Source organism: Microbispora sp. H10830, assembly GCF_014161375.1.
Lineage (GTDB): Bacteria > Actinomycetota > Actinomycetes > Streptosporangiales > Streptosporangiaceae > Microbispora > Microbispora catharanthi.
The window spans coordinates 318,633-341,752 of the sequence record NZ_JABBWX010000004.1 but is presented as its reverse complement, the minus strand read 5'-3'; the positions used below and the strand labels follow the sequence as shown (position 1 = coordinate 341,752).

The window sequence follows — 23,120 nt, the reverse complement described above, 5'->3', positions numbered from 1 at the left end:
AGGCTCGATCGTGTGCGGGGGGCCTTCGCCGGTCTCGCGGCCGGCGACGCGGCCGGGTGGCCGGCCGCCCGGCACCGGTCCTCGCTGCTGGCCGGCTGGAGCAGGCGGCTGCACCGGGAACTCGACGCGTTCGCCGAGGAGCACCAGGTCACCACGCTGCCGGTGCCGTTCGCGCTGAACCAGCCGGTGGCGCCGCTGGCGGCCGGCCCGTCCGACGACGCCGAGTGGCTGGCCTGGACGGCCCTGACCATCCGGGAGGACCGGGCGGAGGCGTTCGGCCGCCTCGCGGGCCGCGACGACGTCCGGGCGCGCATCTCGGTGTGGGCGGCGCTCGACAACCTGGCGGCGGGCAAGCGCCCGCCCGCCAGCGGGCATGACAACCCCCACCACTTCGACGACGCCGCGGCCGTGCGGGCTGTCGCCTTCGGCGCGGCCGGGCTGGACCCGCTGGAGGACGCGTGCGTCACCAACGCGGAGGACGGCGTGCTCGGCGCGGTCGCGATGGCCCGTGCGGTGGCGGCGCTGACGGAGGGCGCCGCGATGGCCGACGCGGTGGAGGCGGCGCTCGGCGCGCTGCCGCGGGACACGGCCATCGGCCACGCGGCGCGCGAGGCGCTCACGGCGGCGCGGGCGGCGGGCTCGCCCTTCGCCGCCGTCCCGGCGCTGGACGCCGCCGTGCTCGACCACGTCTACAGCTACGGCGTGGCCGCCGCGCAGACGGTGCCGATCGCGCTGGCCCTCGCGGACGCCGCCGTCTCCTCCGCCGGACGGACGCCCGGTGCGGAGGAGATCGGCGCGGAGGCGTTCGGCGCGGGCGTCTCGGCCGCGGCCTGCCTCGCGCCGGTGGCGGACTCCGCGCCGGCGCTCACGGGCGCGCTGCTCGGCTGCGCCGCGGGGCACGACGCGCTGCCCGCCGCCTGGCGCGAGCGGGTCCGCACCCTGGCCGGTTGCTGCCTGCCGGAGCTCGCGGGAACCGACCTGCTGGACATCGCCGGGCGACTCGCATGACGCCCGTCACATCATGCGTACGGACAAGGGGGAGGGCTGGATGACGCCGCAGGAGGACCCGCCGGTCGATGTGCTGGCCGACAAGGCGGTCGGATGTGTGGCGGGCGCCGCGGTGGGCGACGCGCTCGGCGGAGCCACCGAGGGATGGACGCCCGAGCAGATCCAGGAGCGCTACGGGGGTCGTGTCCGCGGCGTCGTCCCTCCTTTCAACGAGGACTGGCGCAACGCCCGCCCGATCGCGCCCTACCACAAGGGGGACGGCCACGTCACCGACGACACGTTGATGACGCACGCCCTCATCCGGGTGTACGAGCGGGTCGGCGGTCACCTCGACGCCTACGCCGCCGCCGAGCACCTGGTAGCCGAGATGATGGGGGAGAAGAGGTGGATCCCCGAGCTGGAGGCCGAGGCGCTGCCGCTCCACCGGGTGTTCCTCGCCGAGAAGTGGCTCGTGCTGCGGCTGCACTACGGCCACGCCGACCCCCGCGAGGCGGGCGTGGGCAACATCGTCAACTGCGGCGCCGCGATGTACATGGCCCCGGTCGGCGTCGTCAACGCCGGCGACCCCGACGGCGCGTACGCAGAGGCGATCGACCTGGCCGGGGCGCACCAGTCGAGCTACGGCCGCGAGGCGGCGGGGGTGCTCGCGGCGGCGGTCGCCGAGGCGATGCGGCCGGGGGCGACGCCCGACTCGGTCGTCGCCACCTGCCTGCGGCTCGCCCGCGACGGCACCCGGGCCGCCATCGACGCGGTCTGCTCGGCCGCCCGGGGCCTCGGCCACTGGGACGGCTCGTTCGAGGCCCTGCGGGCGGCGATCCGGCCGTACGACACGGTGGCCGACACCTACCGCGACCAGGGTCTCGGGGCGCGGCGGCCGAGCCGGGTGCACAGCATCGAGGAACTGCCGCTCGCGCTCGCGTTCCTGGTCATGGCCAAGGGCGACTACCGCGAGACCGTGCTCGGCGGCGTCAACTACGGGCGCGACGCCGACTCGATCGCCTCGATGGGCGGCGCCGTCGCCGGGGCGCTCGGCGGGCGGGCCGCCGTCCCCGCCGACTGGCTGGAGCAGGTGGCGACGGCCAGCCGTACGGACCTGGTCGGGCCGGGGCTGACGCTCGCGGCCGTGGCACGGCGGGTCCACCGGGCCGACCGGGAACGCCGCCGCGCGCACGAGGCCGCCTTCGACGCCCTGCTCGCGCCGCGCGGGGAGGGGGACGCGCGATGATCCGGCTGACGTGGGTGCAGCCGGAGGACCTCGTCGGCCACGAGCTGCGGCAGGCGGCCGAGGACGGACGCGGGGCGCTCCCGGAGGTGGCGGCCGTCGGCGACCGCTGGCACGCCGCCGGGGGACACGACGCGCCGCCCCGGGCGGGCGCCTCCCCGGGGCCCGCCCCCGAACAGCTGCGCGCCCTGGCCGGGGAACTGCTCGACGAACTCGCGGCGATCCCCTCGCCGCTGCCCGAGCCCTCGGAGCTCGGGGAGATCGTCGCCGGCTGCCCGGACTGGCCCGCCTCCCGCCCCCGGATCCGTCCGGAGCCCGGCCGCGTACGCGGAGCGTGGTGGGGCCGGGCGGCCGGCTGCCTCCTGGGCAAGCCGGTGGAGAAGATCCCCCGCGAGGGGATCAGGGCCATCGCCGAGGCGACCGGCAACTGGCCGATCCGCGGCTGGTTCACCGCGAAGGGGCTGCCGCCGGAGATCGCGGAGCGGTGGCCGTGGAACCGCCGCAGCGCGGCCACCAGCCTCGCCGAGAACATCGACGGCGTGCCCGAGGACGACGACCTCAACTACGCGCTGCTCGCGCTCGCCGTGCTCGAACGGCACGGCCGGGACTTCACGACCGAGGACGTCGCGCGGACCTGGCTCGACGCGCTGCCCGCCGGGCGGGTCTTCACCGCCGAGCGGGCGGCGTACCGCAACCTGCTCATGGGTCTCGAACCCCCCGCGACCGCCGTCCATCGCAACCCGTTCCGCGAGTGGATCGGCGCGCTGATCAGGGCCGACGTGTACGGCTGGGCCAATCCGGGCGACCCGGCGACGGCCGCGTCCTGGGCGTGGCGGGACGCCCGGCTCAGCCACACGGCCAACGGAATCTACGGCGCGATGTTCGCCGCCGCCATGTGCGCGCAGGCGCTCGTGGCCGGGGACGTGGGCGAGGTGATCGAGGCCGGGCTGTCGGTCGTGCCGCCCGGCTCGCGCCTGGCCGAAGCCGTACGGCAGGCCGTCGCGGACGCCGCGGCGGAGCCGGACTTCGAGCGGGTCGCCGACCGGCTGTACGCGCGGCACGGGCACCTCCACTGGGTGCACACGGTCAACAACGCGGCGCTGCTGGCGGCGGCCCTCGTCCACGGCGCCGGGGACTTCGCCGCGACCGTCGGCGCCGCCGTGGCCGGAGGCTGGGACACCGACTCGGCCGCCGCCACGGCCGGGTCGATCGCCGGGGCGCTGGCGGGCGGCGTCCCCGAGCGGTGGACGACCCGGGACCGGCTGGCCAGCAGCCTGCCCGGCTTCGACGGCGTCTCGATCGAATCGCTCGCGGCCCGCACGCTCGCGCTCGGTGAGGGGGACCGACGGTGATCTCGGTGTTCGGCAGCGCCAACATGGACCTGGTGGCGTACGTCGCCCAGGCTCCCAAGCCGGGGGAGACCCTCACGGGCCGGGAGTTCCGCACGATTCCCGGAGGCAAGGGGGCCAACCAGGCGATCGCCGCGGCCCGCGCGGGGGCCGACGTGGCCTTCCTCGGGGCGGTGGGGGACGACGCGTTCGGGCCGGTGCTGCGCGCCGCGCTCGCCGAGGCGGGCGTGGAGGTGGCCGCGCTGCGGGTCGTGCCCGGCCCTTCGGGCGTCGCCCACATCGTGGTGCAGGACGGCGGCGACAACTCGATCATCGTCGTGCCCGGCGCGAACGGCGCGGTCACCGGGCCCGTCGGGCGGGACGCGGAGATCATCGGCCGGTCCGACGCGCTGCTGCTGCAACTGGAGCTGCCGATGGACGCCGTGGTCGCCGCGGCACGGGTTCCCGGCACCGAGGTGATCCTGACCCCGGCCCCGGCGGTGCCGCTGCCCGCCGAACTGCTGGAGGCCGTCGACCTCATCGTGCCCAACGAGCACGAGGCGGCGGCCCTCACCGGCCGCGACGATCCCCGGGACGCGCTGGAGGCGCTGCTCGACCTCGTCCCCGAGGCCGTCGTCACCCTGGGCGCCCGGGGCGCCCTCTACGGCTCGCGCGACGGCACCCGCCTGCGGGAGGCCGCCGTACCGGTGCGGGCGGTCGACACCACGGCGGCGGGGGACACCTTCGCGGGGGCGCTGGCCGTGGCCAGGACCGAGGGGGCCGACCCGGCGCGGGCGCTGCGCTTCGCCTCGGCCGCGGCGGCGCTGTCGGTGCAGCGGGAGGGCGCCAGCACCTCCATGCCGCACCGCCACGAGATCGACCGTCTTCTGGAGGGACTGTGACTGCGGAGGGCGAGGGGACCATGGAGGGCGGACGGAAGGGGCCGCTCGACGGCGTACGGGTGATCGACGCCGCGACGCTGTTCGCCGGGCCCACCGCGGCGATGCTGCTCGGCGACTACGGCGCGGACGTCGTCAAGGTGGAGCACCCGCGCAGGCCGGACCCCTCACGCGGGCACGGGCCCGAAGGGCTCTGGTGGAAGATGCTCGGCCGCAACAAGCGGGCGATGACGCTCGACCTGTCCACCGAGGAGGGCCAGGACCTGATGGTCCGGCTCGTCGAGGACGCCGACGTGCTCATCGAGAACTTCCGCCCCGGCACCCTGGAGCGCTGGAATCTGTCCTGGGACCGGCTCAGCGAGGTCAACCCCGACCTGGTGCTGGCCCGGGTGACCGGGTTCGGCCAGTTCGGCCCGTACGCCAGGCGGCCCGGCTTCGGCACCCTCGCCGAGGCGATGAGCGGGTTCGCCGCGATGACGGGGGAGCCCGGCGGGCCGCCCACGCTGCCGCCGTTCGGGCTCGCGGACGGCATCTGCGCGCTGGCCACCGCGTTCGCCGTGATGACGGCCCTGCGGTCGGGACGCGGGCAAATCGTCGACCTGTCGATCATCGAGCCGATCCTGACCGTGCTCGGCGCCCAGCCGACCATCTACGACCGGCTCGGCGTCGTGCCCCCGCGTACGGGCAACCGCTCGGTCAACAACGCGCCGCGCAACACCTACAGGTGCCGCGACGGCTCCTGGGTCGCGGTCTCCACCTCGGCGCAGAGCATCGCGGAACGGGTGATGCGCCTGGTCGGGCGGCCCGACCTGGTGGACGAGCCGTGGTTCGCCACCGGCTCGGGCCGGGTCGCGCACGCGGACGAGCTCGACGCGGCCGTGGCGGCGTGGGTCGGCGAGCGGACCCGGGACGAGGTGCTGCGGGCGTTCGAGGAGGCGGAGGCCGCGGTGGCGCCGATCTACGACGTGCGCGACGTGCTGGCCGACCCGCAGCTGGGCGCGCTCGACGCCGTGACCACCGTGGAGGACCCCGAGATGGGCCCGCTGCGGATGCAGAACGTGATGTTCCGGCTGTCGGAGACCCCGGGACGGATCCGGTGGACCGGCCGTCCGCACGGCGCCGACACCGACGAGATCCTGCACGGTCTCGGCCTGACCGGCGCGGAGATCGAGGCGCTGCGGGCCAAGGGAGTCGTGTGACATGTCACAAGGTGATCGGGCATGAGTGGCGATCTTCCGGAAAGGGGCACGGAGGATTCGCGAGGAGTTGACGCCGTGCCTTCTTCCGGGCCTTCTTCTGGGCCTGCTGCCGCCCCCCTGACGTGGTTGTACGTGCCCGCCGACCGCCCGGACCGGATCGCCAAGGCCCTCGGCGGCGAGGCGGACATGGTGATCGTGGACCTGGAGGACGCGGTCGCCGCGGAGAACAAGGGCGTCGCCCGGGCCGGGGTCGTCGCCCTGCTGGCCACGCCGCAGCCGCGCGTGGAGGTCCGCGTCAACGACGTGCGCACGCCGTACGGCCAGGCCGACCTGCACGCGCTCGGAACGCTGCTGCACGGCGGCGGCGGCCTGCGCATCCCCAAGGTGGAGTCGGCCGACGAGGTCCGCTGGATCGCCGACGCGGTGCCGGGCGTGCCGCTGCGCCCGATCATCGAGTCGGCCCTCGGGCTGGAGCGCGCCTTCGAGATCGCCACCGCCTCACCGGCCGTCGCCGGGATCGGCCTGGGCGAGGCCGACCTGCGCGCCGACCTCGGCGTGACCGACGAGGCGGGCCTGACCTGGGCGCGTTCCCGCATCGTGGTCGCGGCCCGGGCGGCGGGGCTGCCGGCCCCGGCTCAGTCCGTGTACACGAACGTCCGCGACCTCGACGGCCTGGCCGCCTCCTGCGCCGCGGGCCGCGCCATGGGCTTTCGCGGCCGGGCGGCCATCCACCCCATCCAGCTTCCGGTGATCGCGGCGGCCTACCGCCCGACCAGGGAGGAGATCGTGGCCGCCCTGGAGGTCGTCTCCGCCGCCGACCAGGGCGCGGTCGCCCTCGCCGACGGCCGCTTCGTCGACGAGGCCGTCGTCCGCCAGGCCCGCCGCATCCTCACCGACGCCGGCGACCACTGAGGTGCTTCACGTCGTACGCCGCGCGACGAACACGAACTCGCGACCCGGGCGATCGGGGGCGTCCCGCACCTCCAGCACGCGATAGCCGTTCGCGACCAGGCTCGTCTCCACCTCGTCCCGGTCGCGGAACCGGAGGGTCGAGTCCGACGTGACGACCGCGCCGTCCGCCAGGAACGTGTAGGTGTAGCGGAAGGACACCAACGGCGGGCTCACATCGGTGACCTCGAGACGCCGCTCCACGAGCCCGGCCTCCGGAAGGTCGAGGACGATCGGATCGGTGTCGGAGGCCCACTCCTCCCACGCCCGGCGTTCGGGGCGCCTGGTCTCGAACACGAGATGGCCCCGCGGGCGAAGCGCGCCATGGATGCCCCGGAGAGTCCGTGTCCAGTCGCCGTCGGTGAGGAAGACCTGCGCCACGTTCCCCGTCATCACGGCGAGGTCGGCGCCGAACGCCGGGAGTCCGGTGGCATCGCCGTGGACCCAGGTGATGCTTCCGGTCCGGTCCTTGGACCGAGCGACCCGCAGCGACGCCTCGGCGGGATCGACGCCCATGACGGTGCGTCCGCCGCCGGCGAGCAGGACCGCCAGGGACCCCGTTCCGCAGCCGACGTCGAGCACGCGGTCCGCGCCCAGCTCGTCGGCGATGCCGAGATAGGCGTCCAGGTCGTCGCGGTCACCGTCGAAGGCGTCGTAGACGGCGGCCAGGCGAGGGTGGGCGAAGATCGCGTCAGGCATTGGACGACCATAACCCGGCCTCACGTGGGACGGCGTGCGGAGCCCGGGCCGTCTGACAGCGAGCCCCACGATTCGGATTGGACTATATGACAATCTCTGCTTAGATTGTCAAAACGTCAGAGCGTGGAGAGGATGCATTCGCATGAGAACCGCCAAGTGGTTCGCGGCCGTGGCGACCGGAGTGACCTTGACTGTGACGGCGGCCCCCGCGCAGGCCGCCCTGGCTCCGGGCCAGGTCGCGAGCTGGGCCACCGGCAAGTGCATGGCCATCGGGAACTCCAGCACGGCGAACGGGGCGGCCGTGATCCAGTGGGACTGCCTGACCAGCAGCCCCGGCCAGTTCTGGCATCTGCGGGTGGGCAGGATCCACTCCTACACCGTGGAGGTCGTGAACGACCACAGCGGCCTGTGCCTGGCCGTGGCGAACGGCAGCACGGACAACGGGGCCAAACTGATCCAGTGGACCTGCAACGGACACGAGAGCCAGCAGTGGGAACGGCGCGACGAGACCTTCTTCAACAGCGGCAGCGGTAAGTGCGCCGCGCTCCCGAACAGCACCTCGGCCAACGGGGCACAGCTCATCCAGTGGACCTGCAACGACAGCTACGGCCAGATGTGGGATCTCTAGTGGTCGTACCGCAGGCCGTGCGTGAGGGCGACCTCGGTCAGGGCGGTGCGCGGATCGGTCAGCGGTTCCAGGACGGCGCAGTTCCTCGGGCGTAGTCCCAAGGGGCCAGGCCGCGGCGAACCGCTCGCCGCGGCCTGGCCGAGCTTCGTGAGCAGGAAGGTAAGACCAATTGATTAGGCAACCGAATTATTCGGCACCCAGCGCATCTGTCCGTGGGTTCGCGGCAGTGGCGGCGGTCGCGACGGCCGCCGCCTCCGGCTACTTCGCCGTGGGCGGCATCCTGACCCCCGGCGCCCTGGTGGCGGGCGGGGACGCCGCTGCGGCCCGCGTGTTCGCGGCCTACATGTCCGCACGCGGCGTCGTGCTCCTCGGCGCCCTGCTGCTGTGCACGGCCCTGCGCGCCTGGCGCCCGCTGGCCCTGGTTCTCGCGCTGAACGCGGCCGTCCAGGCGGTCGACGCCGTGATCGGGGTCGTCCGGCACGAGCCGGCCCAGGCGATCGGCCCCGCGTGCTTCGCCCTCGTCCTGGCCGCCGCGGCGGTGCTGCTGGGAAGGACTCGGCGATGATCGGACGACGGGCCTTCCTCGCCGGAGCGGCGGGCCTGCTGGCCTCGCGTGCCCGGACGTCGTCCGCCGCCCTGCCCGACTACGTGAGCGGCTCGGCCATCCAGGCGCTGCTCGACCAGGCCAGGGACGGCAGGGGCACCAGGGACGCCGCCGGACGGTACGTCGCCAAGGTCCCCAAGGCCACCTACCTGCTGACCAAGCCGCTGATCGTGTACGGGAACACGCACCTCGACGCGACCGACGCCAGGATCGTGGCCCGGTTCCCCGCCGAGGGCGTCAAACACACCATGGTCCTCAACGCCGTCGGCGCCGCGACCGGCGGCTACACCGGAGCGGGCAACATCGCCATCACCGGCGGCAGCTGGGATCCGGTGTGGGACTTCGTCCAGCGCGACAGCCTGGATCAGGCGCCGGCCATGAACGGCATCACGATCATCCATTCCAGCGACGTGCTCATCCAGGGCGTGACCATGTGGAACGTCAAGTGGTGGCACGGCATCGAGCTGAACGCGGTGCGCCGCGGCACCGTCCGCGACTGCGCGCTCAAGGGCTGGATCGCCGATCCGGGCCAGGGGCTGTGGCACGGCGAGGCCGTCCAGCTGGACCTTCCCGCTGAGGGCAACACCTGGGGCGGCGCCGGCGACCTGACCCCGTGCCGCGACATCCTGCTGACCGGCAACGTCTGCGACGCCTCCGGTTCCCAGGCCGGATGGGGCCAGTTCACCGGGTCGCACACCACGGACCCGGACCGGCCGCACTCCGGCGTACGCATCGAGAACAACACCGTCCGCAACACCCGCTGGGACGGCATCGCCACGGTGAACGCCACCGGCGTGCGCATCGCGGGCAACAGGGTCGACGGCTGCGAGGGCGGCATCTACGTCAAATCGGTCGCCGGCGGGCCCTTGCACGCTGTGGAGATCACCGGAAACCAGGTGACGAGCTGCGGTGTCCGGGACTGGCTGGCCGTACGGGCCGACGCCACCGGCCCGATCACCGACGTCGCGGTGACCGGCAACGTGGTCCCGTGTTCGAGGGTGCGCTACTACGGCTCGGTCACCCCCAGAACGGGCACGACCCTGGACTGCCCGCCCGCCTAGCTTGGGCTGCGCCGGCCGTCAGGCGTGGAGAACGGCGGCCGGCCTGCTGGTCAGGCCCCTGACCGCGAGCTCCACGAGCTGGCGCAGGCGCTTACGCAGGACGGCCGGCTCCGCCTTCTCCCGCACTATCCCCGAGAGCGCGTCCACCAGGACGGCGGCGGCGTCCGCGGCGGACAGGGCCGTGTCGAGCAGGTCGAGTTCCTCGGCCGCGTCGCCGAGTGTGGCCTCGACGACCGACAGATAGTCCGACTCGAACGAGGCCATCACATCCTCGACGACCACTTCGGCCTCGGCGAACAGCTCCGCCCGATACTCCGCCTCGACCGCGCCGGCGAAAAACTCGACCTTGATGACCAGGACGTCGTAGAGGCGGTCGGCGACGGGCCGGCCGGAGCGCCGTGCGGCCTCGGCCGCGGCGACGATGTCGTCGGCGAACCGGCGCGCGACCGCCCTGAAGACGTCTTCCTTACCTTTGAAGTGCAAATAGACGGCCGGACGTGACATACGTGCCGCACGCGCGATCAGGTCCATGGAGGTGCGGCGGTAGCCGTACCTGCCGAACACGTCGAGCGCGGCGGCCACGATGTGGTCGCGCTTGGCCTCGGCGGCATCCGTCATGCTGACACGATATACGCGTTCCGTCAGCTCGCCATCGTGCTGCCGCGTTCCGCTCCGGGCCGATCACGGCGCGCCGCCGCCCGCGCGGACGCCCCGCAGACCGAACGCCCGGGTGACCAGCTGCTCGCGCAGCCCCGCCGGGGCGTGCGCCAGCATGCCGTAGACGCGGACGTCCGCGCTGACCGGGTAGCGGCGCTTGGGATCACGCGCCTCGACGGCCGTCACGATCGTGGCGGCGACGGCCTCGACCGGGCCGGTCTTCTGGTTGGCGATCGCCTTGCCGAAACGTTCGAGATGGTCGTCGTACAGCGCGACCCTGTGCGGGTCGGCCGCCGCCAGGGCTTTGCGCGCGGCGGCGTCGGCCTTGTCGAAGATGGCGGTGGCGGTGGCCCCCGGCTCCACGGCGATCACCGGGATGCGCCAGGCGGCCAGCTCGACGCGCAGGGCGTCCGACAGTGCTCTGAGCGCGGCCTTGCTGGCCGAGATCGGCGCCATGAACGGCAGGGCCACGTGCGCGGTCGGGGCGCTCACGTTGACGACACGGCCCCGGCCTGCCCGCAGCAGGGGCAGGAACGCCTGGGTGACGAACGCCGGGCCGAGGGTGTTCACCGCGAACTGCCTGCGCAGGTCGTCGGGCGGAACGAGTTCCAGCGGGCCCTGGACGATGATCCCGGCGTTGTTGACCACGGCGTGAAGCCCGTGGCCCCGCACCTCGTCGTGCACCCGCTCGGCCGCGGACGCGACGGAGCCGGGGTCGGTGACGTCCATGGTCACCACGCGTACCCCGGCCGTCCGCCCCAGGCTCGCGTCCTCGCCGCGCACGGCGGCGTAGACGGTGTAGCCGCGCGCGACGAGTGCCTCCACGGCCGCCCTGCCGATTCCGCCCGCGGCGCCCGTGACCAGAACCGCCCTGTTCTCCATAGCCATGCTCCCGCTCCTCACATGTTCCTAGGTACATGTACTTTAGGACATGTGTGATGATGCACATGGTCTGAAGGACATGTCAAGATGGGGGTCGTCGATCCGGAGGAGGGCGAATGTCGTTGCGCTACGGGCTGCTCGGCCTGCTCGCGGAAGGTCCTGCCAGCGGATACGACCTGGCGCGGCGGTTCCAGGAGGTGCTCGGCTCCGTCTGGCCCGCACAACACCCGAAGATCTACGCCGAGCTGAACCGGCTGGCCCAGGAGGGCCTGATCGAGGTCGAGAGCGAGGGCCCACGAGGGCGCAAGGCGTACCGCATGACAGAGGCAGGGCTCGCGGCCGTCCGCGCCTGGCTGCGTGACACCGAAGTGGACCACACGCTGCGCATGCAGTCGTTGCTGCGCTCGTTCTTCTTCTGGCTCATGGAGCCCGACGACCTGCGCCGCCACCTCGACGAGGAAGCCCGCTTCTTCGCCGAGGCGGCGGCGCGTTACGAGGAGTACGCGAAGGCGAAGGACCGCGGCGAGTTCGGCGACAGTCCCCAGACGCGATCCATGCGCATCGCTATCGAAGCCGGCGTACGCCTCTATCGAACCCTCGCCGAGTGGGCCGAGTGGGCCAAGACCGTCCCGCTGAGCTCGCCCACCACGACCGATTCCTGAAGAGAAGGCCCAGGCGCCGTCCCTGGTCGGACGGTCACTCGGCAGTCGGGGGCTTCTTGCCGAAGGCGCCGACGCGCGCGTGGAATACGGCCATGATCAGGACGCCGGCCGCTCCCGCGACGGCGGCGGGCAGAGGGTGCGCGCCCACGCCGGCGGTCGCGGTCAGCGCGGCCGCGATCAGGTACATCCCCCAGCCCGCGACCACGTTGACCAGCGGCCCGTAGCCGAACGGCGTAGGGAATCCCTCTTTGGTGATCCCCTTCACGAAGTGCGGCGTCGCGTTCGCCGCGAAGACGCCGGCGAAGAAGCTCAGAAGGACCGTCAGCCACATGTCTGCTCCCAGTTCCGCGGATGAGTTTTCTGACAATTTAGACGATAAATGTCACTATGACATCCGGCTTGGCTGGGGAGGTGGCCGCTGCGCCTCGTCGCGGGCTTCGAGAGGCCCACCTCCGGCACCGTGCGGACCGGCGGCGCCGAGCCCGGGCAGGGGCGCCGGGATCGTCTTCCAGCAGCCGCGCCTGTTCCCGTGGAAGACCGTGGGCGGCAACGTCGAGCTGGCCCTGCGCTACGCCGGTGTGCCCCGTGCGGAACGTGCCCGCCGGGTGCCCGAGCTGCTGGAACGGGTGGGCCTCCACGACGTGGCGGACCGCAGGATCTGGCAGATCTCGGGAGGGCGGCAGCAGCGCGTGGCGATCGCCAGGGCGCTCGCCGGCGGCGACCCGCTGCTGCTGCTCGACGAGCCGTTCGCACCCTGGACGCGCTCACCCGCGAGCGCCTGCAGGAGGACCTGCGCCAGGTGAGCGCGCAGACCGGCCGCACGTCGGTGTTCGTCACCCACAGCGTCGAGGAGGTCGTGTTCCTCGGCAGCCGCGTCGTCGTGCTCACCCGCCGGCCGGGCCGGATCGCGCTCGACCTGGACGTCGACCTCCCCCGCACCGGAGTGGAACCGGACGAACTGTGCGCCCTTCCCGAGTACGCCGCGCTCCGCGCCGAGGTCGGCCACGCCGTACGCGCCGCCGCCTTCTACGCCCACCTCACCAAGCCCGAGCACATCGTGCGCCATCGCTGGAGGACCGGCGACGTCGCCATGTGGGACAACCGGAGCACCGCCCACTACGCCAACCGCGACTACGGCGACGCGCACCGCGTGATGCACCGCATCACCCTCCGCGGCGACCACCCCTTCGGCCCCGCCGTACGAACGGGTGACCGGGCGGCGGGACGGCGACCCATTCCGTCACCTGACCAAGGACGACCTGCGAGAGCAATCGTCACGACCTGTGAATGGGAGCCGCGCCGACCCAGTGGTGGTAGGCGTCCACATCGACGTTGCTGCCGCACACGATGGTGACCACGTGCCGGCCGGCGAAGCGGTCGCGGTCTTCGAGGATCGCCGCGATGCCGAGCGCGGCCGACGGTTCGACGACGAGGCCGGCGTGGTGGAGGAGCAGCCGCATACCGGCCGTGATCGATGCCTCCTGGACCAGGACGGCGTCGTCGGCGACCAGGAGGAGGTCGTCCAGGACGGCCGGGATGGGGCGCCGGCCCGCGACGCCGTCAGCGATGGTGTCGGTCGAGTCGGTGGTGACGACGCGCCGTTGGCGCCAGGAGTGCGTCATCGCCGGTGCGCCCACCGGCTGGACGCAGATCACCTCGACGTCGGGCGCGCAGGCCTTCACCACATGACCCACGCCGGTGGCCAGCGCCCCGCCGCCGAGGGCGATCAGGACGGCGTCGAACGACGGCACGCTGTCCACCAGCTCCAGGCCGATGGTCGCCGCGCCCTCGCAGGTCTCGATGTCCAGGCTGTCTTCGACCAGCCGGATGCCGTCGTACCGCGCGACGGCCGCCGCCCGCTCGCGGGCCATGTCGAAGTCGCCGTCCACCAGCTCCAACCTGGCGTCCAGCGCCCGGATGCGATCAAGCTTGGCCGCAGGCGCGAAGCGGGACGCCACGACGGTGACGTCGAGTCCCCGGCCGCGACCGGACCAGGCGAGGGCTTGGCCAAGGTTGCCGGCGCTGGCGCACACCACGGCTCGCGAGCCGTTGTCGGCGAGCATGCTCGCGATCACCTCGGTGCCGCGGGCCTTGAAGCTGCGGACCGGGTTCGCCGTTTCGAGCTTGATGCTCACCGTGCAGCCGAGGCCGGGCTCCAGCGCCTCGCAGCGGTACAGGGGAGTGTCGAGAAAAATCGGGTCGATCACCCGGCGAGCCGCCCGGATCCGGGCAGTGTCGAGGCGCGTCTCCTGCACGGCACAGCAGCCTAGCGCGGCCGGACGCTGTTCCACTCGGGCGGCGGCGTGTCAGGTCGGAGCCCACCACTGGCTCCGCGACGCCGTCCGCCGGACTCTTCGCGCGCCCGGGAGCCCGGCCACCTGACACGGCTGGGCCTCGCGGCGTACATCCCGCCTTGCCGCCCGTGCCCCTCAGCCGCACGTCTTCATTCGTCGCCGGCAGAGCCGTTTGTCTCGCAGTCCCACGGCGCGGCGCTGGCGAGCAGCATGTCCAGGGCGGCGGGGTAGGCGCTGTCGTTCATGTCGGCCACCAGCAGAGGCGCGACCGCCGCGATGTTGGGGTGGGTGGCGGGGGACAGGCGGGCGTAGGTCGCCTGCCACATCTCCTCGTCCGCCCTGCGCGCCTGCTCCGGCAGCGCGAGGGACGCCGCGTCCAGCGCGGCGAAGGCCAGCGTCATGTCGATGAAGGCGTGGTAGACGCGGACCGCCGCACGGTCGGGGAAACCGGCGCCGCGCAGCAGCCCGAGTATCGCCTCGTCGGCCGCGATCTCGTGGGACTTGCCGCTGATGCGGCTGGCCGTCAGCACCGCCGCCTGAGGGTGTTCGAGGTAGGCGGCGTGGATGCGCAGGCCCAGCTCGCGAAGGTCGGCGCGCCAGTCGCCGGTGCCGTGCCAGCCGTCCATGGCCCGGCCGATGAGCATGTCGCCGATCGCCAGGGTCAGATCGTCGATGCCGGCGAAGTAGCGGTAGAGCGTGCTGGGGTCGGCGCCGAGTGCGATGCCGAGCCGACGTACGGACAGTCCGGCGGAACCGTGCTCACGCAGCATGCGCAGCGCGGTCCGCACGATCAGGTCCTCAGAGAGAACGACTCCGTTCTTCGTCGGGCGCCGCCGCCGGCGCGCCGACTCGGAAATCACCGGCTTGGGCATTGCGCTCTCCTCTCCCGCGGCCACCTTATGCCAACACCATTGACGTTTCACGCGGTGGTGACGTTGGATCGTGTGCATCAAAGGTGTCTTTGTCCCGAAAAGGGAGTTTTGTCATGCGTATTCTGCTCGTCGGCGCAGGTGGGGTGGGCGGCGCGATCACCCGGATCGCGGCCCGCCGATCCTTCTTCGAGCACATGGTCGTCGCCGATTACGACCTGTCCCGCGCCGAGGCGGCCGTCGGCGCGCTGGGGGAGGCGGGCGCGCGCTTCAGTGCCCGGCGGGTGGACGCGAGCGACGAGGCCGCGGTGGCGGCACTGCTGGCCGAGCACCGCTGCGACGTCCTGCTCAACGCCACCGACCCGCGGTTCGTGATGCCGCTGTTCCGGGCGGCGCTGTCGGCCGGCGTCCACTACCTGGACATGGCGATGTCTCTGTCCCGGCCGCATCCCGAGCGTCCGCACGAGGCGTGCGGGGTCAAGCTGGGGGACGCCCAGTTCGAGATGGCCGCAGAGTGGGAGAAGGCGGGCAGGCTCGCGCTGGTCGGCATCGGGGTGGAGCCGGGGCTGTCGGACGTCTTCGCCCGATACGCCGCCGACGAACTGTTCGACCACATCGAGGAGATCGGCATCCGCGACGGCGCCGACCTCACCGTCGAGGGGTACGACTTCGCGCCCTCGTTCAGCATCTGGACCACCATCGAGGAGTGCCTCAACCCGCCGGTCGTCTACGAGGCCGGCCGGGGCTGGTTCACCACCCCGCCCTTCAGCGAGCCGGAGGTGTTCGACTTCCCCGAGGGCATCGGCCCGGTCGAGTGCGTCAACGTCGAGCACGAGGAGGTCCTGCTCGTGCCCCGCTGGATCGACGCCGAGCGGGTGACCTTCAAGTACGGGCTGGGCGCGGAGTTCATCGACACGCTGCGGACCCTGCATCTGCTGGGGCTGGACCGCACCGAGCCCGTCGGGGTCGTCGCCGGGGGCGGTGCCGCCGTCAAGGTCTCCCCGCGCGACGTGGTCGCGGCGTGCCTGCCCGACCCGGCGACCCTCGGGGATCGCATGCGCGGCAAGACGTGCGCGGGCACCTGGGTGAAGGGCACCAAGGACGGCGGCCCGCGTGAGGTCTACCTCTACCACGTGGTCGACAACCAGTGGTCCATGCGCGAGTACGGCTCCCAGGCGGTGGTGTGGCAGACCGCCGTCAACCCGGTCGTGGCGCTCGAACTGATGGCCGACGGCGTCTGGTCCGGCAGGGGCGTCCTGGGCCCGGAAGCCCTGCCGCCCCGGCCGTTCCTCGACCTGCTCACCGCGTACGGCACCCCGTGGGGCCTGCGGGAGCAGTAGGCCCGGCACTCCGCCGCGACGGGCGCGGCGATCGTTGTCTGCCGGCGTTCAGCGGCCGAGGTGCCGGTCGAGGAAGCCGCGGACGGTCTCGGCGAGTTCGAGACGCTGATCGGAAAGGGCGTGGTCGGTGACGAGCACGCGGTGCTCCAGGAGCGGCACCGGATGAGCGGTGTAGGCGGCCACCACGGGATCGTGGTGCTCGGCGGCGGGGGTGACGGTGTCGCGCCCGGCCGTGCCGACGAGCAGGACCGGCCGATCGGCGAGTTTCGGGGCGAGCGCGGACAGGCTCCACGCCTCGCCCGCCTCGATCATCTCGTCCACGAGCGCCGCGCCGCTGGTCCCCCTCAGGGGAAGCAGGTCGTCGCCGAACCCCTCGACGTACGCCGCTCGCAGCGCCGCGTCCTCCCGGCAGGCGACCGCGACAGAGCCGAAGTCGAACGCCGACACCGACGCGACCGCGCTGACGCCCGGGTCGGCCGCCGCGGTCGTCAGCGCGGCGAAGCCGCCGAAGCTGTGCCCCGTCAGCGCCAGCCGGTCCGGGTCGAGGCGGTGCGCGGTGGCGAAACCCGGCTCACGTACGGCGGCCGCGACGCGGGCGGCGTCCTCCAGCGCGCCGGCCCACGACCAGGAGCCGCCGACGCCCCAGGACCCGCGGTAGTGGAAGACGAGGGCGGCGTATCCCGCGCGGCGCAGATGCTGGGCCAGGTCGAAGTTGCGCTCGTGCCCCGGGAAGCCGTGCAGCAGCACGACGACCGGATGCGGTCCCGGCCCGGCCGGCAGGTGAAGGACGCCCAGCAGGGTCTCGCCGTCGCTGTCGAACGTCACGGCGGCGTTGGCCGCGGGAATCTCGGGGGTCATCCGTCCTCACAGAGATCGAACCGATCGGTACGATCAAAGGCTACCGGATTCGTCCGCAGTGCTCCCGTCACCGGAGGGGCGTCACACGGCTTCCGCGTTGAGGACGCGCCCCGCGGGCTCGCGGGTGTGGGCCCACGCGGGGAGCGCGGTCAGCGCCGCGACTGCCAGCAGGATGGCGAGCGCGGCGGTGAGCAACCACGGTCCCGGGGGCGTGATCGGTGTGGCGAAGAACCAGTACAGGCCGAGCCCGACCGGAATGCCCGCCGCCACTCCGGGCACCGCGGGCAGGAGCTGCGTGACGCAGTGCGCGGCGACGATCTGGCCGGGAGTGGCGCCGAGGGTACGGGTGATGGTCAGGGCGCGCCGGGCCTGCACGGCGGTGCCCCAGCTGAGCAGCACGGTGTTGAGCGTGGACAGCGCCACCAGCGCGAAGGTGACGGCGAGCAGCACCTGGCCGGTCTGGTCGGTCCGCACTTCGAGGGGGCCGAACCGCCTGACGGCGGGGGTCGCGTCGAGTTCGGCGTGGAAGGTGAGCAGCGCGGTGACCATGACGGTGGTGGCGGCCGTGCCGGCGGAGGCCAGGACGGCGCGGCCGGGCCGGCGGGCGAGCAGCCGGACGCCGAGCAGCAGCGCGGTGGGCAGGTAGGCCGTCACGGCGTTCAGGCGCGGGCGGCGCGTGAGCGTGTGCGCCGGGTCGGCCAGGGTCTGGACGGTGCTGCCCCGGGCGGCGCGTACGGCGGGACCGAGCGCACCGGTCACGGCGACCACGACGGCGAGGAAGACCGCGGCGAAGACGGTGACGGAGTCCGGAGGGCCGGCGGTGTCGAGCAGCCCGGCGCTGGGATCGATCAGGTGGGGCGCGGCCAGCGTCCCCGCGGTCAGTCCGAGCGCGGTGGACAGGAAGGTCAGCAGCAGGTGCGGCGCCAGCAGTACGGCGGTGACGGTGCCCGGGCCGGCGCCGACGGCCTTGAGCAGTGCGGCACGCCGGTTGTCGCGGGCGGCGCGCGCGGTGGCGAGCGCGGCGAGGGTGACGAGCGCGGCCGCGGCGAGCAGCCAGCCGCCGACGACCAGGGCGGGTTGCATGTTCCTGATCATGACGGCGTCCGTTTCGAGGACGGTCTGCCAGTTGTGGGTGTTCACCCAGGAGTCGCCCCTGCGGTCGTCGGTGAACACGGTGGCGCTCCACCGGTGGGGATCCGCAGGGGCGGTCAGCTTCAGGTGGATCAGGTGGACACCGGGGGTGTGCCCCGCCGCCGCGTGGGCGTCGGCCGTGGTGAGCCAGATCCTGCCGCCGTAGTCGGACGGCCCGGGCCCCTGGGCCCAGTCGCTCCACGGATACACCGGGGTGGCCGCGCTGATCGCGATCCCGACGATCGGATAGCCGCGCTTGACGATGGTGACGCGGTCGCCGACGCGCACGCCGAGTGCCTGCGCGAACCCGCGCTCGACCACGGCGCCGCCGGGACGCACCCAGGTCCCGGAGGTCACCAGCGGCCGGTCCACGGCGGACGGTGCGCTGTCACGTCCCTCGACCGAGGAGTGCGCGGCCCGGCCGTGTGCCCGGATGGTGGTGTCGAACGCGAAGATCGGGTCGGCCTGCGCGGCCACGCCGGGCGTGTCCGCGAGACGTCCGGCCAGGCCGGACGGGTCCGTGTCCGTCGTGATGGCGGTGATGTCGGGACCGGCGGTGGCCGCGCGGGTCTTCAGGTACGCCGTGGCCAGGGCGTTGCGGGCCGTCAGTCCGAGCGTCAGGGAGACGATGGCAAGGGTGACGGCGATCAGGAACACGAGGGCCTCGGCGGGGCGGCGGCGCACGTCGTGCCGGATCAGACGCCAGGTCAGCAGCAGGTGTCCCATGCTCAGTCCTCCCAGCGCAGCAGCGCGCCGAGCCCTGTGCCGCCGCCGAGCCCTGTGTCGCCGCCGCGACCGCCGCCGTGGCCGTGGGTGTGCCTCGTGCCGCGGCCGTCGCCGTCGAGGCGGGTGTCGTCTGCCAGCGTCCCGTCGCGCATGGAGACGACGCGGTCCGCCGTGGCGGCGACGCGCTCGTCATGGGTGACCATGACCAGGGTCTGGCCGGCGGCGCGCAGCTCGTCGAAGAGCCGGAGGATGTCGTGGGTCGCGGCGCTGTCGAGGTTGCCGGTGGGCTCGTCGGCGAGGACGACCAGCGGATCGTTGGCCAGGGCGCGGGCGACGGCGACCCGCTGCCGCTGCCCGCCGGAGAGCTCGGAGGGCAGATGCCGGGCGCGGCCGGCGAGCCCGACCTGCTGGAGCAGCTCCGCGGCACGGCGGCGGGCGGCCCGCGGTGAGGCGCCGGCGAGCAGCGCGGGCAGCTCGACGTTCTGCGCCGCGCTCAGCTCGTGCATCAGGTGGTAGGCCTGGAAGACGAACCCCACGGAGCGGCGCCGCAGCCGGGCCAGCGCCCGTTCGCCGAGGTGGTCGATGCGCAGGCCGCCGAGCCACACCTCGCCCTCACTGGGCCGGTCGAGCCCGCCGAGGAGCTGGAGCAGCGTGGACTTGCCGCAGCCGCTGGGCCCGGTCACGGCGAGCGTCTGCCCGGCGGGGACATCGAGGTCGACGCCGTCGACGGCCCACACCAGGCTCTCGTCCTCCCCGTACACGCGCGTCAGGCCGACCGTCCGCAACGCCGGCCCGGCCGCCTCGGCGGGCCGGAGGCCGGCTGGTCCCGAGCGCGGGCTGTCGCCCGTGTCACTCCGCGACGACCTGCCCCTGCCCCTGCCTCTCGGCACGACTGTCTTCATCCGTTTCCTTCGCCTTCCCCGCGTGGGACGCGGGCGGACCAGGCCCGCTCGCACGCCTCCAACCAGCGCAGATCGGCCTGCAGCCGGAGCGCGATGCCCTCCAGAAGCAGTCCGGCCTCCGAGACCGTGTCGTGAGCGAGGGCGGCGCGCTGGGCCTCGGCGAGGCTGCGCATCAGCTCCCGCCGCCGCGCGTCCACGAGCGCGAGCGGGTCGGCAAGGCCCGACTCCGCGGCGGCCACCAGCTTCAGATGGAACTCCGTCACATCCGCTCTGGGCCCGGCGCTCTCGGCCATCCACGCGGCCACCCGCTCCTGCCCGGCCGCGGTCAGCGCGTACACCTTGCGCCGCGGGCCGCGCATCGGGGCGTCCTCACGCTCCTGGACGACCAGGCCCGCCTTCTCCAGCCGCGTGAGCGTCACATAGATCTGCCCCGCGTTCAGCGTCTCGCCCAGCGGTCCGAGCGCGGTCACCAACCGCTGACGCAGGTCGTACCCGTGCGACGGCTCCTTGGACAGCAGCGCCAGCACCACGTCCTGCACGGGCCACCCTCCTCTGCGACCCCTCAATAGATAGCGGTTAGCCAAATGGGCGTCAACCGGCCCCGTGCACCCGGACCCGGTTCGCGAGAGGAATGGGAACGGCCCCGCCCGCGCCGAGGCGCGGGCGGGACCGCGACGAGGCGCCTACCGCGTCAGGCCCGTGGCCGTACCGGTCACCTGGGCGTAGCCCGCGGGGCGGCTCGTGAAGGAGCCCCTGCCCTGGGTCCGGCCGCGGAGCCGGGTCGCGTACCCGAACAGCTCGGCCAGCGGCACGGTCGCGGTGACCACGACCGTGCCCGCCCGCGTGCCCGCCCGCATGCCCGCCCGCGCCGCCGAACCGGTGACCCGGCCGCGTCTGGCCGCGAGGTCGCCCAGCACTCCGCCGACGGCGTCGTCGGGCACGGTGACCGTGACCTCGGCCAGCGGTTCCAGCAGGGCCATCACACCGGCACGCAGCGCCTCCCGCAGCGCGAGCCGCCCGGCCGTGCGGAACGCCATCTCCGAGGAGTCCTTCGGGTGGGTCGCACCGTCGGTCAGCGTGACCCGCAGCCCGGTCACGGGATGACCTCCGAGCGGGCCCTCGGCGAGGGCGTCCCGGCAGCCGGCCTCCACCGCCCCGACGTATTCGCGCGGCACCCGGCCGCCGGTGACCGTGGACCGGAACACGAAGCCGGCGTCGTGCTGAAGCGGCTCCACGTCGAGCACGACGTGGGCGAACTGCCCGGCGCCGCCGTCCTGCTTGACGTGCCGGTACAGCAGCCCGGACACCCCGCGGACGACCGTCTCCCGATAGGCGACCCGGGGCCGTCCGACGGCGACGTCGAGCCCGTGGGTGCGGCGCAGCTTCTCCACCGCGACCTCCAGGTGCAACTCGCCCATCCCCGACAGCACCGTCTGGCCCGTCTCGGGGTCGGTGCGGACCGACAGCGAGGGGTCCTCGTCGGCCATCCGGGCCAGCGCGGTCGCGATCCGGTCGGCGTCGCCGCTCCCGCGCGGCTCGACGGCCACGGAGACCACCGGCGAGGCCGTGACCGGCGGCTCGAGGATCAACGGCGCTTCGGGAGCGCAGAGGGTCGCTCCGGCGCGGGCCGCCTTGACCCCGGCCACCGCGACGATGTCCCCGGCCGTGGCCCGGTCCGTCTCGGTGTGCCGGTCGGCCTGCACCCTAAGGATGCGCCCGATCCGCTCCGTGCGCCGGGCGCCGGCGTCCAGCACGACGTCTCCTCTCCTGATCGTCCCCGAGTACACACGCAGGTAGGTCAGCCGCCCGGTGGGAGCGGCCTGCACTTTGAAGACCAGCGCGGCGAACGGCGCCGCCGGATCGGCGGGCCGCTCCAGCTCGGGCCGCTCCTGCTCGGGCCCGTCCCACGCGGCGCGTACGGGCGGCACGTCGGACGGTGCGGGCAGGTAGGCGACGACGGCGTCCAGCAGCGGCTCGACACCCCGGTTGCGGTACGCCGACCCGCACAGCACCACCACCGCCTCGCCACGCAGGGTCAGGTCGCGCAGGGCGGCGGTCAGGGTCGGCGTCGAGATCTCCGGCCGGGAGCAGAACTCCTCCAGCGCCGCCGGATGGAGCTCGGCCACCGTCTCCTCCAGCAGGCGGCGGCGTCTGCGGGCCTCGTCCACGAGGGCTTCCGGCACCGGGCCCTCCGTGACCGTGTCACGGCCGGCGTCCCACACCAGCGAGCGCATCCGCAGCAGGTCCACCACGCCGGTGAAGCCGTCCTCCCGCCCGATGGGCGACTGGACGACCAGCGGGGTGACCAGCAGCCGCTCGCGGATCGACTCGACCGCCGTGTCGAGGTCGGCCCCGGCGCGGTCCATCTTGTTGACGAACGCGATGCGCGGCACGCCATACCGGTCGGCCTGCCGCCACACCGACTCGCTCTGCGGCTCCACGCCGGCGACGGCGTCGAACACCGCGACCGCGCCGTCGAGCACCCGCAGCGACCGCTCCACCTCGTCGGAGAAGTCAACGTGCCCCGGGGTGTCGATCAGGTTGATCCGGTGGCCGTCCCACAGGCAGCTCACGGCCGCGGCGAAGATGGTGATCCCGCGGTCGCGCTCCAGGGGGTCGAAATCGGTGACGGTGGTCCCCTCGTGCACCTCGCCGCGCCGGTGGACGGCGCCGGCGAGGTAGAGGATCCGTTCGGTGACGGTGGTCTTGCCCGCGTCGACGTGGGCGAGGATGCCCAGGTTGCGGATGCCGGTCAGCGGGACGAGGTGAGTGCGGTTCAGGTCGGCGCGCATGGCCATGCCCTTCGGGAAGATTCCTGCGGTGGCGGGCGCGATTGGCCTGACGAGAAGCACCGGCCGGATCAGGCCGGGCGGCGACCCCCGGGGCGACGCGGTGGCAGGACCGCTGGGGAGACCGGCGGACGACCTGCGGAGCGGGGCACGGGGAATCGGCGCGCGGGCCTACGCGGCACACAGCAGCACAGAGCAGCACAGGGCGGCACAGAGCGGCACAGAGCGGCTCAGGGCGGCACAGGGCAGCAGAGAGCAGCACGGAGCGGCCACACGGCCAGGGGTGCGGGGTTCGTCAGGAACGTCCGGTGCCGGCCGCGCGGCGGGCACCGGGAAGCGACGTAGACACCAGGATCACCTCGTACCGTGACCGGAGGACGACGACCGCGATGTGCTGGCGCACGGTCAACTCCC

24 protein-coding genes are annotated in these 23,120 nt (G+C 73.5%); 13 read left to right on the top strand and 11 right to left on the bottom strand.

Annotated elements, in window-relative coordinates; genetic code table 11:
• The first annotated feature begins 12 nt into the window (after positions 1-12).
• The 6 genes from HHX35_RS13965 (at position 13) to HHX35_RS13940 (ending at position 6,568) form a co-directional block, all read left to right on the top strand.
• Positions 13-1,008, top strand: a complete 996-nt coding sequence (locus tag HHX35_RS13965; protein ID WP_310739081.1) for an ADP-ribosylglycohydrolase family protein — start codon at positions 13-15, stop codon at positions 1,006-1,008.
• 13 nt (positions 1,009-1,021) lie between these two features.
• Positions 1,022-2,233, top strand: coding sequence for an ADP-ribosylglycohydrolase family protein (locus tag HHX35_RS13960; RefSeq protein ID WP_259405035.1), 1,212 nt, complete (start codon positions 1,022-1,024; stop codon positions 2,231-2,233).
• Entirely contained in the window at positions 2,230-3,582 is a 1,353-nt protein-coding gene (locus tag HHX35_RS13955; RefSeq protein WP_182899237.1) for an ADP-ribosylglycohydrolase family protein, read from the top strand. The genes HHX35_RS13960 and HHX35_RS13955 overlap by 4 nt, the downstream gene beginning before the upstream one ends.
• Positions 3,579-4,460, top strand: a complete 882-nt coding sequence (locus HHX35_RS13950; protein ID WP_182899236.1) for a ribokinase — start codon at positions 3,579-3,581, stop codon at positions 4,458-4,460. Before HHX35_RS13955 ends, HHX35_RS13950 begins: the two co-directional genes overlap by 4 nt.
• Before the next feature lie 20 nt (positions 4,461-4,480).
• Positions 4,481-5,656, top strand: a complete 1,176-nt coding sequence (locus tag HHX35_RS13945; protein WP_182899388.1) for a CaiB/BaiF CoA-transferase family protein — start codon at positions 4,481-4,483, stop codon at positions 5,654-5,656.
• Positions 5,657-5,788: 132 nt separating this feature from the next.
• Positions 5,789-6,568 carry a CoA ester lyase gene (locus tag HHX35_RS13940; protein WP_310739080.1) on the top strand — a complete coding sequence of 260 codons (780 nt, stop codon included), beginning with the start codon at positions 5,789-5,791 and terminating at the stop codon, positions 6,566-6,568.
• 6 nt (positions 6,569-6,574) lie between these two features.
• Here HHX35_RS13940 and HHX35_RS13935 read toward each other — a convergent pair whose 3' ends face one another.
• Positions 6,575-7,303 carry a class I SAM-dependent methyltransferase gene (locus tag HHX35_RS13935; RefSeq protein ID WP_182899234.1) on the bottom strand — a complete coding sequence of 243 codons (729 nt, stop codon included), beginning with the start codon at positions 7,301-7,303 and terminating at the stop codon, positions 6,575-6,577.
• Between the two features lie 142 nt (positions 7,304-7,445).
• Here HHX35_RS13935 and HHX35_RS13930 point away from each other — a divergent pair, with 142 nt between their 5' ends.
• The 3 genes from HHX35_RS13930 to HHX35_RS13920 all read left to right on the top strand — a co-directional run bounded on the left by HHX35_RS13930 (position 7,446) and on the right by HHX35_RS13920 (position 9,596).
• On the top strand, positions 7,446-7,931 hold the full coding sequence (locus HHX35_RS13930; RefSeq protein ID WP_182899233.1) for an RICIN domain-containing protein: 486 nt from the start codon (positions 7,446-7,448) through the stop codon (positions 7,929-7,931).
• 226 nt (positions 7,932-8,157) lie between these two features.
• Entirely contained in the window at positions 8,158-8,496 is a 339-nt protein-coding gene (locus tag HHX35_RS13925; protein WP_182899232.1) for a hypothetical protein, read from the top strand.
• Positions 8,493-9,596 carry a right-handed parallel beta-helix repeat-containing protein gene (locus HHX35_RS13920; RefSeq protein ID WP_182899231.1) on the top strand — a complete coding sequence of 368 codons (1,104 nt, stop codon included), beginning with the start codon at positions 8,493-8,495 and terminating at the stop codon, positions 9,594-9,596. Before HHX35_RS13925 ends, HHX35_RS13920 begins: the two co-directional genes overlap by 4 nt.
• Positions 9,597-9,614: 18 nt before the next feature.
• Here HHX35_RS13920 and HHX35_RS13915 read toward each other — a convergent pair whose 3' ends face one another.
• Together HHX35_RS13915 and HHX35_RS13910 are read right to left on the bottom strand one after the other, a co-directional pair.
• Positions 9,615-10,214 (bottom strand): TetR/AcrR family transcriptional regulator, encoded by a 600-nt coding sequence (locus HHX35_RS13915; protein ID WP_182899230.1) that lies wholly within the window; start codon positions 10,212-10,214, stop codon positions 9,615-9,617.
• A gap of 63 nt (positions 10,215-10,277) precedes the next feature.
• Positions 10,278-11,141 carry an SDR family NAD(P)-dependent oxidoreductase gene (locus HHX35_RS13910; protein WP_182899229.1) on the bottom strand — a complete coding sequence of 288 codons (864 nt, stop codon included), beginning with the start codon at positions 11,139-11,141 and terminating at the stop codon, positions 10,278-10,280.
• Positions 11,142-11,251: 110 nt separating this feature from the next.
• Between HHX35_RS13910 and HHX35_RS13905 the strand changes: the two genes are divergently transcribed.
• Complete coding sequence (locus HHX35_RS13905) at positions 11,252-11,797, top strand: PadR family transcriptional regulator (RefSeq protein WP_182899228.1); 546 nt, start codon at positions 11,252-11,254, stop codon at positions 11,795-11,797.
• A gap of 34 nt (positions 11,798-11,831) precedes the next feature.
• Here the strand turns inward: HHX35_RS13905 and HHX35_RS13900 are convergent, their stop codons facing one another.
• Positions 11,832-12,128, bottom strand: coding sequence for a hypothetical protein (locus tag HHX35_RS13900; RefSeq protein WP_182899227.1), 297 nt, complete (start codon positions 12,126-12,128; stop codon positions 11,832-11,834).
• Between HHX35_RS13900 and HHX35_RS45125 the strand changes: the two genes are divergently transcribed.
• Both HHX35_RS45125 and HHX35_RS13890 read left to right on the top strand, forming a co-directional pair.
• On the top strand, positions 12,127-12,600 hold the full coding sequence (locus HHX35_RS45125; RefSeq protein WP_220505370.1) for an ATP-binding cassette domain-containing protein: 474 nt from the start codon (positions 12,127-12,129) through the stop codon (positions 12,598-12,600). The genes HHX35_RS13900 and HHX35_RS45125 overlap by 2 nt on opposite strands.
• Positions 12,597-13,151: a TauD/TfdA family dioxygenase gene (locus HHX35_RS13890; RefSeq protein ID WP_310739078.1), complete on the top strand. Its 555-nt coding sequence runs from the start codon at positions 12,597-12,599 to the stop codon at positions 13,149-13,151. Before HHX35_RS45125 ends, HHX35_RS13890 begins: the two co-directional genes overlap by 4 nt.
• Here the strand turns inward: HHX35_RS13890 and HHX35_RS13885 are convergent.
• Together HHX35_RS13885 and HHX35_RS13880 are read right to left on the bottom strand one after the other, a co-directional pair.
• Positions 13,072-14,052, bottom strand: a complete 981-nt coding sequence (locus tag HHX35_RS13885; RefSeq protein ID WP_182899226.1) for a threonine/serine dehydratase — start codon at positions 14,050-14,052, stop codon at positions 13,072-13,074. The genes HHX35_RS13890 and HHX35_RS13885 overlap by 80 nt on opposite strands.
• Before the next feature lie 188 nt (positions 14,053-14,240).
• Complete coding sequence (locus HHX35_RS13880) at positions 14,241-14,963, bottom strand: TetR/AcrR family transcriptional regulator (RefSeq protein WP_182899225.1); 723 nt, start codon at positions 14,961-14,963, stop codon at positions 14,241-14,243.
• 113 nt (positions 14,964-15,076) lie between these two features.
• Between HHX35_RS13880 and HHX35_RS13875 the strand changes: the two genes are divergently transcribed.
• Positions 15,077-16,300 carry a saccharopine dehydrogenase family protein gene (locus HHX35_RS13875; RefSeq protein ID WP_182899224.1) on the top strand — a complete coding sequence of 408 codons (1,224 nt, stop codon included), beginning with the start codon at positions 15,077-15,079 and terminating at the stop codon, positions 16,298-16,300.
• Positions 16,301-16,348: 48 nt separating this feature from the next.
• Here the strand turns inward: HHX35_RS13875 and HHX35_RS13870 are convergent, their stop codons facing one another.
• The 5 genes from HHX35_RS13870 to fusA all read right to left on the bottom strand — a co-directional run bounded on the left by HHX35_RS13870 (position 16,349) and on the right by fusA (position 22,709).
• Positions 16,349-17,158: a S9 family peptidase gene (locus HHX35_RS13870; protein ID WP_182899223.1), complete on the bottom strand. Its 810-nt coding sequence runs from the start codon at positions 17,156-17,158 to the stop codon at positions 16,349-16,351.
• Positions 17,159-17,239: 81 nt separating this feature from the next.
• Positions 17,240-19,015 (bottom strand): FtsX-like permease family protein, encoded by a 1,776-nt coding sequence (locus HHX35_RS13865; protein ID WP_182899222.1) that lies wholly within the window; start codon positions 19,013-19,015, stop codon positions 17,240-17,242.
• Positions 19,016-19,017: 2 nt separating this feature from the next.
• Entirely contained in the window at positions 19,018-19,917 is a 900-nt protein-coding gene (locus HHX35_RS13860; protein WP_182899221.1) for an ABC transporter ATP-binding protein, read from the bottom strand.
• On the bottom strand, positions 19,914-20,456 hold the full coding sequence (locus tag HHX35_RS13855; protein WP_182899220.1) for a PadR family transcriptional regulator: 543 nt from the start codon (positions 20,454-20,456) through the stop codon (positions 19,914-19,916). The genes HHX35_RS13860 and HHX35_RS13855 overlap by 4 nt, the downstream gene beginning before the upstream one ends.
• A 144-nt stretch (positions 20,457-20,600) precedes the next feature.
• Positions 20,601-22,709, bottom strand: coding sequence for an elongation factor G (gene fusA / locus HHX35_RS13850; protein WP_182899219.1), 2,109 nt, complete (start codon positions 22,707-22,709; stop codon positions 20,601-20,603).
• Between the last annotated feature and the right edge of the window lie 411 nt (positions 22,710-23,120).

What these genes read in the sequence shown, in the direction of transcription:
- HHX35_RS13860 (WP_182899221.1), bottom strand. Translation starts at nt 19,917, where the DNA reads ATGAAGACAGTCGTGCCGAGAGGCAGGGGCAGGGGCAGGTCGTCGCGG.
- HHX35_RS13915 (WP_182899230.1), bottom strand. Translation starts at nt 10,214, where the DNA reads ATGACGGATGCCGCCGAGGCCAAGCGCGACCACATCGTGGCCGCCGCG.
- HHX35_RS13880 (WP_182899225.1), bottom strand. Translation starts at nt 14,963, where the DNA reads ATGCCCAAGCCGGTGATTTCCGAGTCGGCGCGCCGGCGGCGGCGCCCG.
- HHX35_RS13870 (WP_182899223.1), bottom strand. Translation starts at nt 17,158, where the DNA reads ATGACCCCCGAGATTCCCGCGGCCAACGCCGCCGTGACGTTCGACAGC.
- HHX35_RS13920 (WP_182899231.1), top strand. Translation starts at nt 8,493, where the DNA reads ATGATCGGACGACGGGCCTTCCTCGCCGGAGCGGCGGGCCTGCTGGCC.
- HHX35_RS13905 (WP_182899228.1), top strand. Translation starts at nt 11,252, where the DNA reads ATGTCGTTGCGCTACGGGCTGCTCGGCCTGCTCGCGGAAGGTCCTGCC.
- HHX35_RS13935 (WP_182899234.1), bottom strand. Translation starts at nt 7,303, where the DNA reads ATGCCTGACGCGATCTTCGCCCACCCTCGCCTGGCCGCCGTCTACGAC.
- HHX35_RS13865 (WP_182899222.1), bottom strand. Translation starts at nt 19,015, where the DNA reads ATGGGACACCTGCTGCTGACCTGGCGTCTGATCCGGCACGACGTGCGC.
- HHX35_RS13900 (WP_182899227.1), bottom strand. Translation starts at nt 12,128, where the DNA reads ATGTGGCTGACGGTCCTTCTGAGCTTCTTCGCCGGCGTCTTCGCGGCG.
- HHX35_RS45125 (WP_220505370.1), top strand. Translation starts at nt 12,127, where the DNA reads ATGTCTGCTCCCAGTTCCGCGGATGAGTTTTCTGACAATTTAGACGAT.
- HHX35_RS13960 (WP_259405035.1), top strand. Translation starts at nt 1,022, where the DNA reads ATGCGTACGGACAAGGGGGAGGGCTGGATGACGCCGCAGGAGGACCCG.
- HHX35_RS13930 (WP_182899233.1), top strand. Translation starts at nt 7,446, where the DNA reads ATGAGAACCGCCAAGTGGTTCGCGGCCGTGGCGACCGGAGTGACCTTG.
- HHX35_RS13945 (WP_182899388.1), top strand. Translation starts at nt 4,481, where the DNA reads ATGGAGGGCGGACGGAAGGGGCCGCTCGACGGCGTACGGGTGATCGAC.
- HHX35_RS13910 (WP_182899229.1), bottom strand. Translation starts at nt 11,141, where the DNA reads ATGGCTATGGAGAACAGGGCGGTTCTGGTCACGGGCGCCGCGGGCGGA.
- HHX35_RS13875 (WP_182899224.1), top strand. Translation starts at nt 15,077, where the DNA reads ATGCGTATTCTGCTCGTCGGCGCAGGTGGGGTGGGCGGCGCGATCACC.
- fusA (WP_182899219.1), bottom strand. Translation starts at nt 22,709, where the DNA reads ATGCGCGCCGACCTGAACCGCACTCACCTCGTCCCGCTGACCGGCATC.
- HHX35_RS13955 (WP_182899237.1), top strand. Translation starts at nt 2,230, where the DNA reads ATGATCCGGCTGACGTGGGTGCAGCCGGAGGACCTCGTCGGCCACGAG.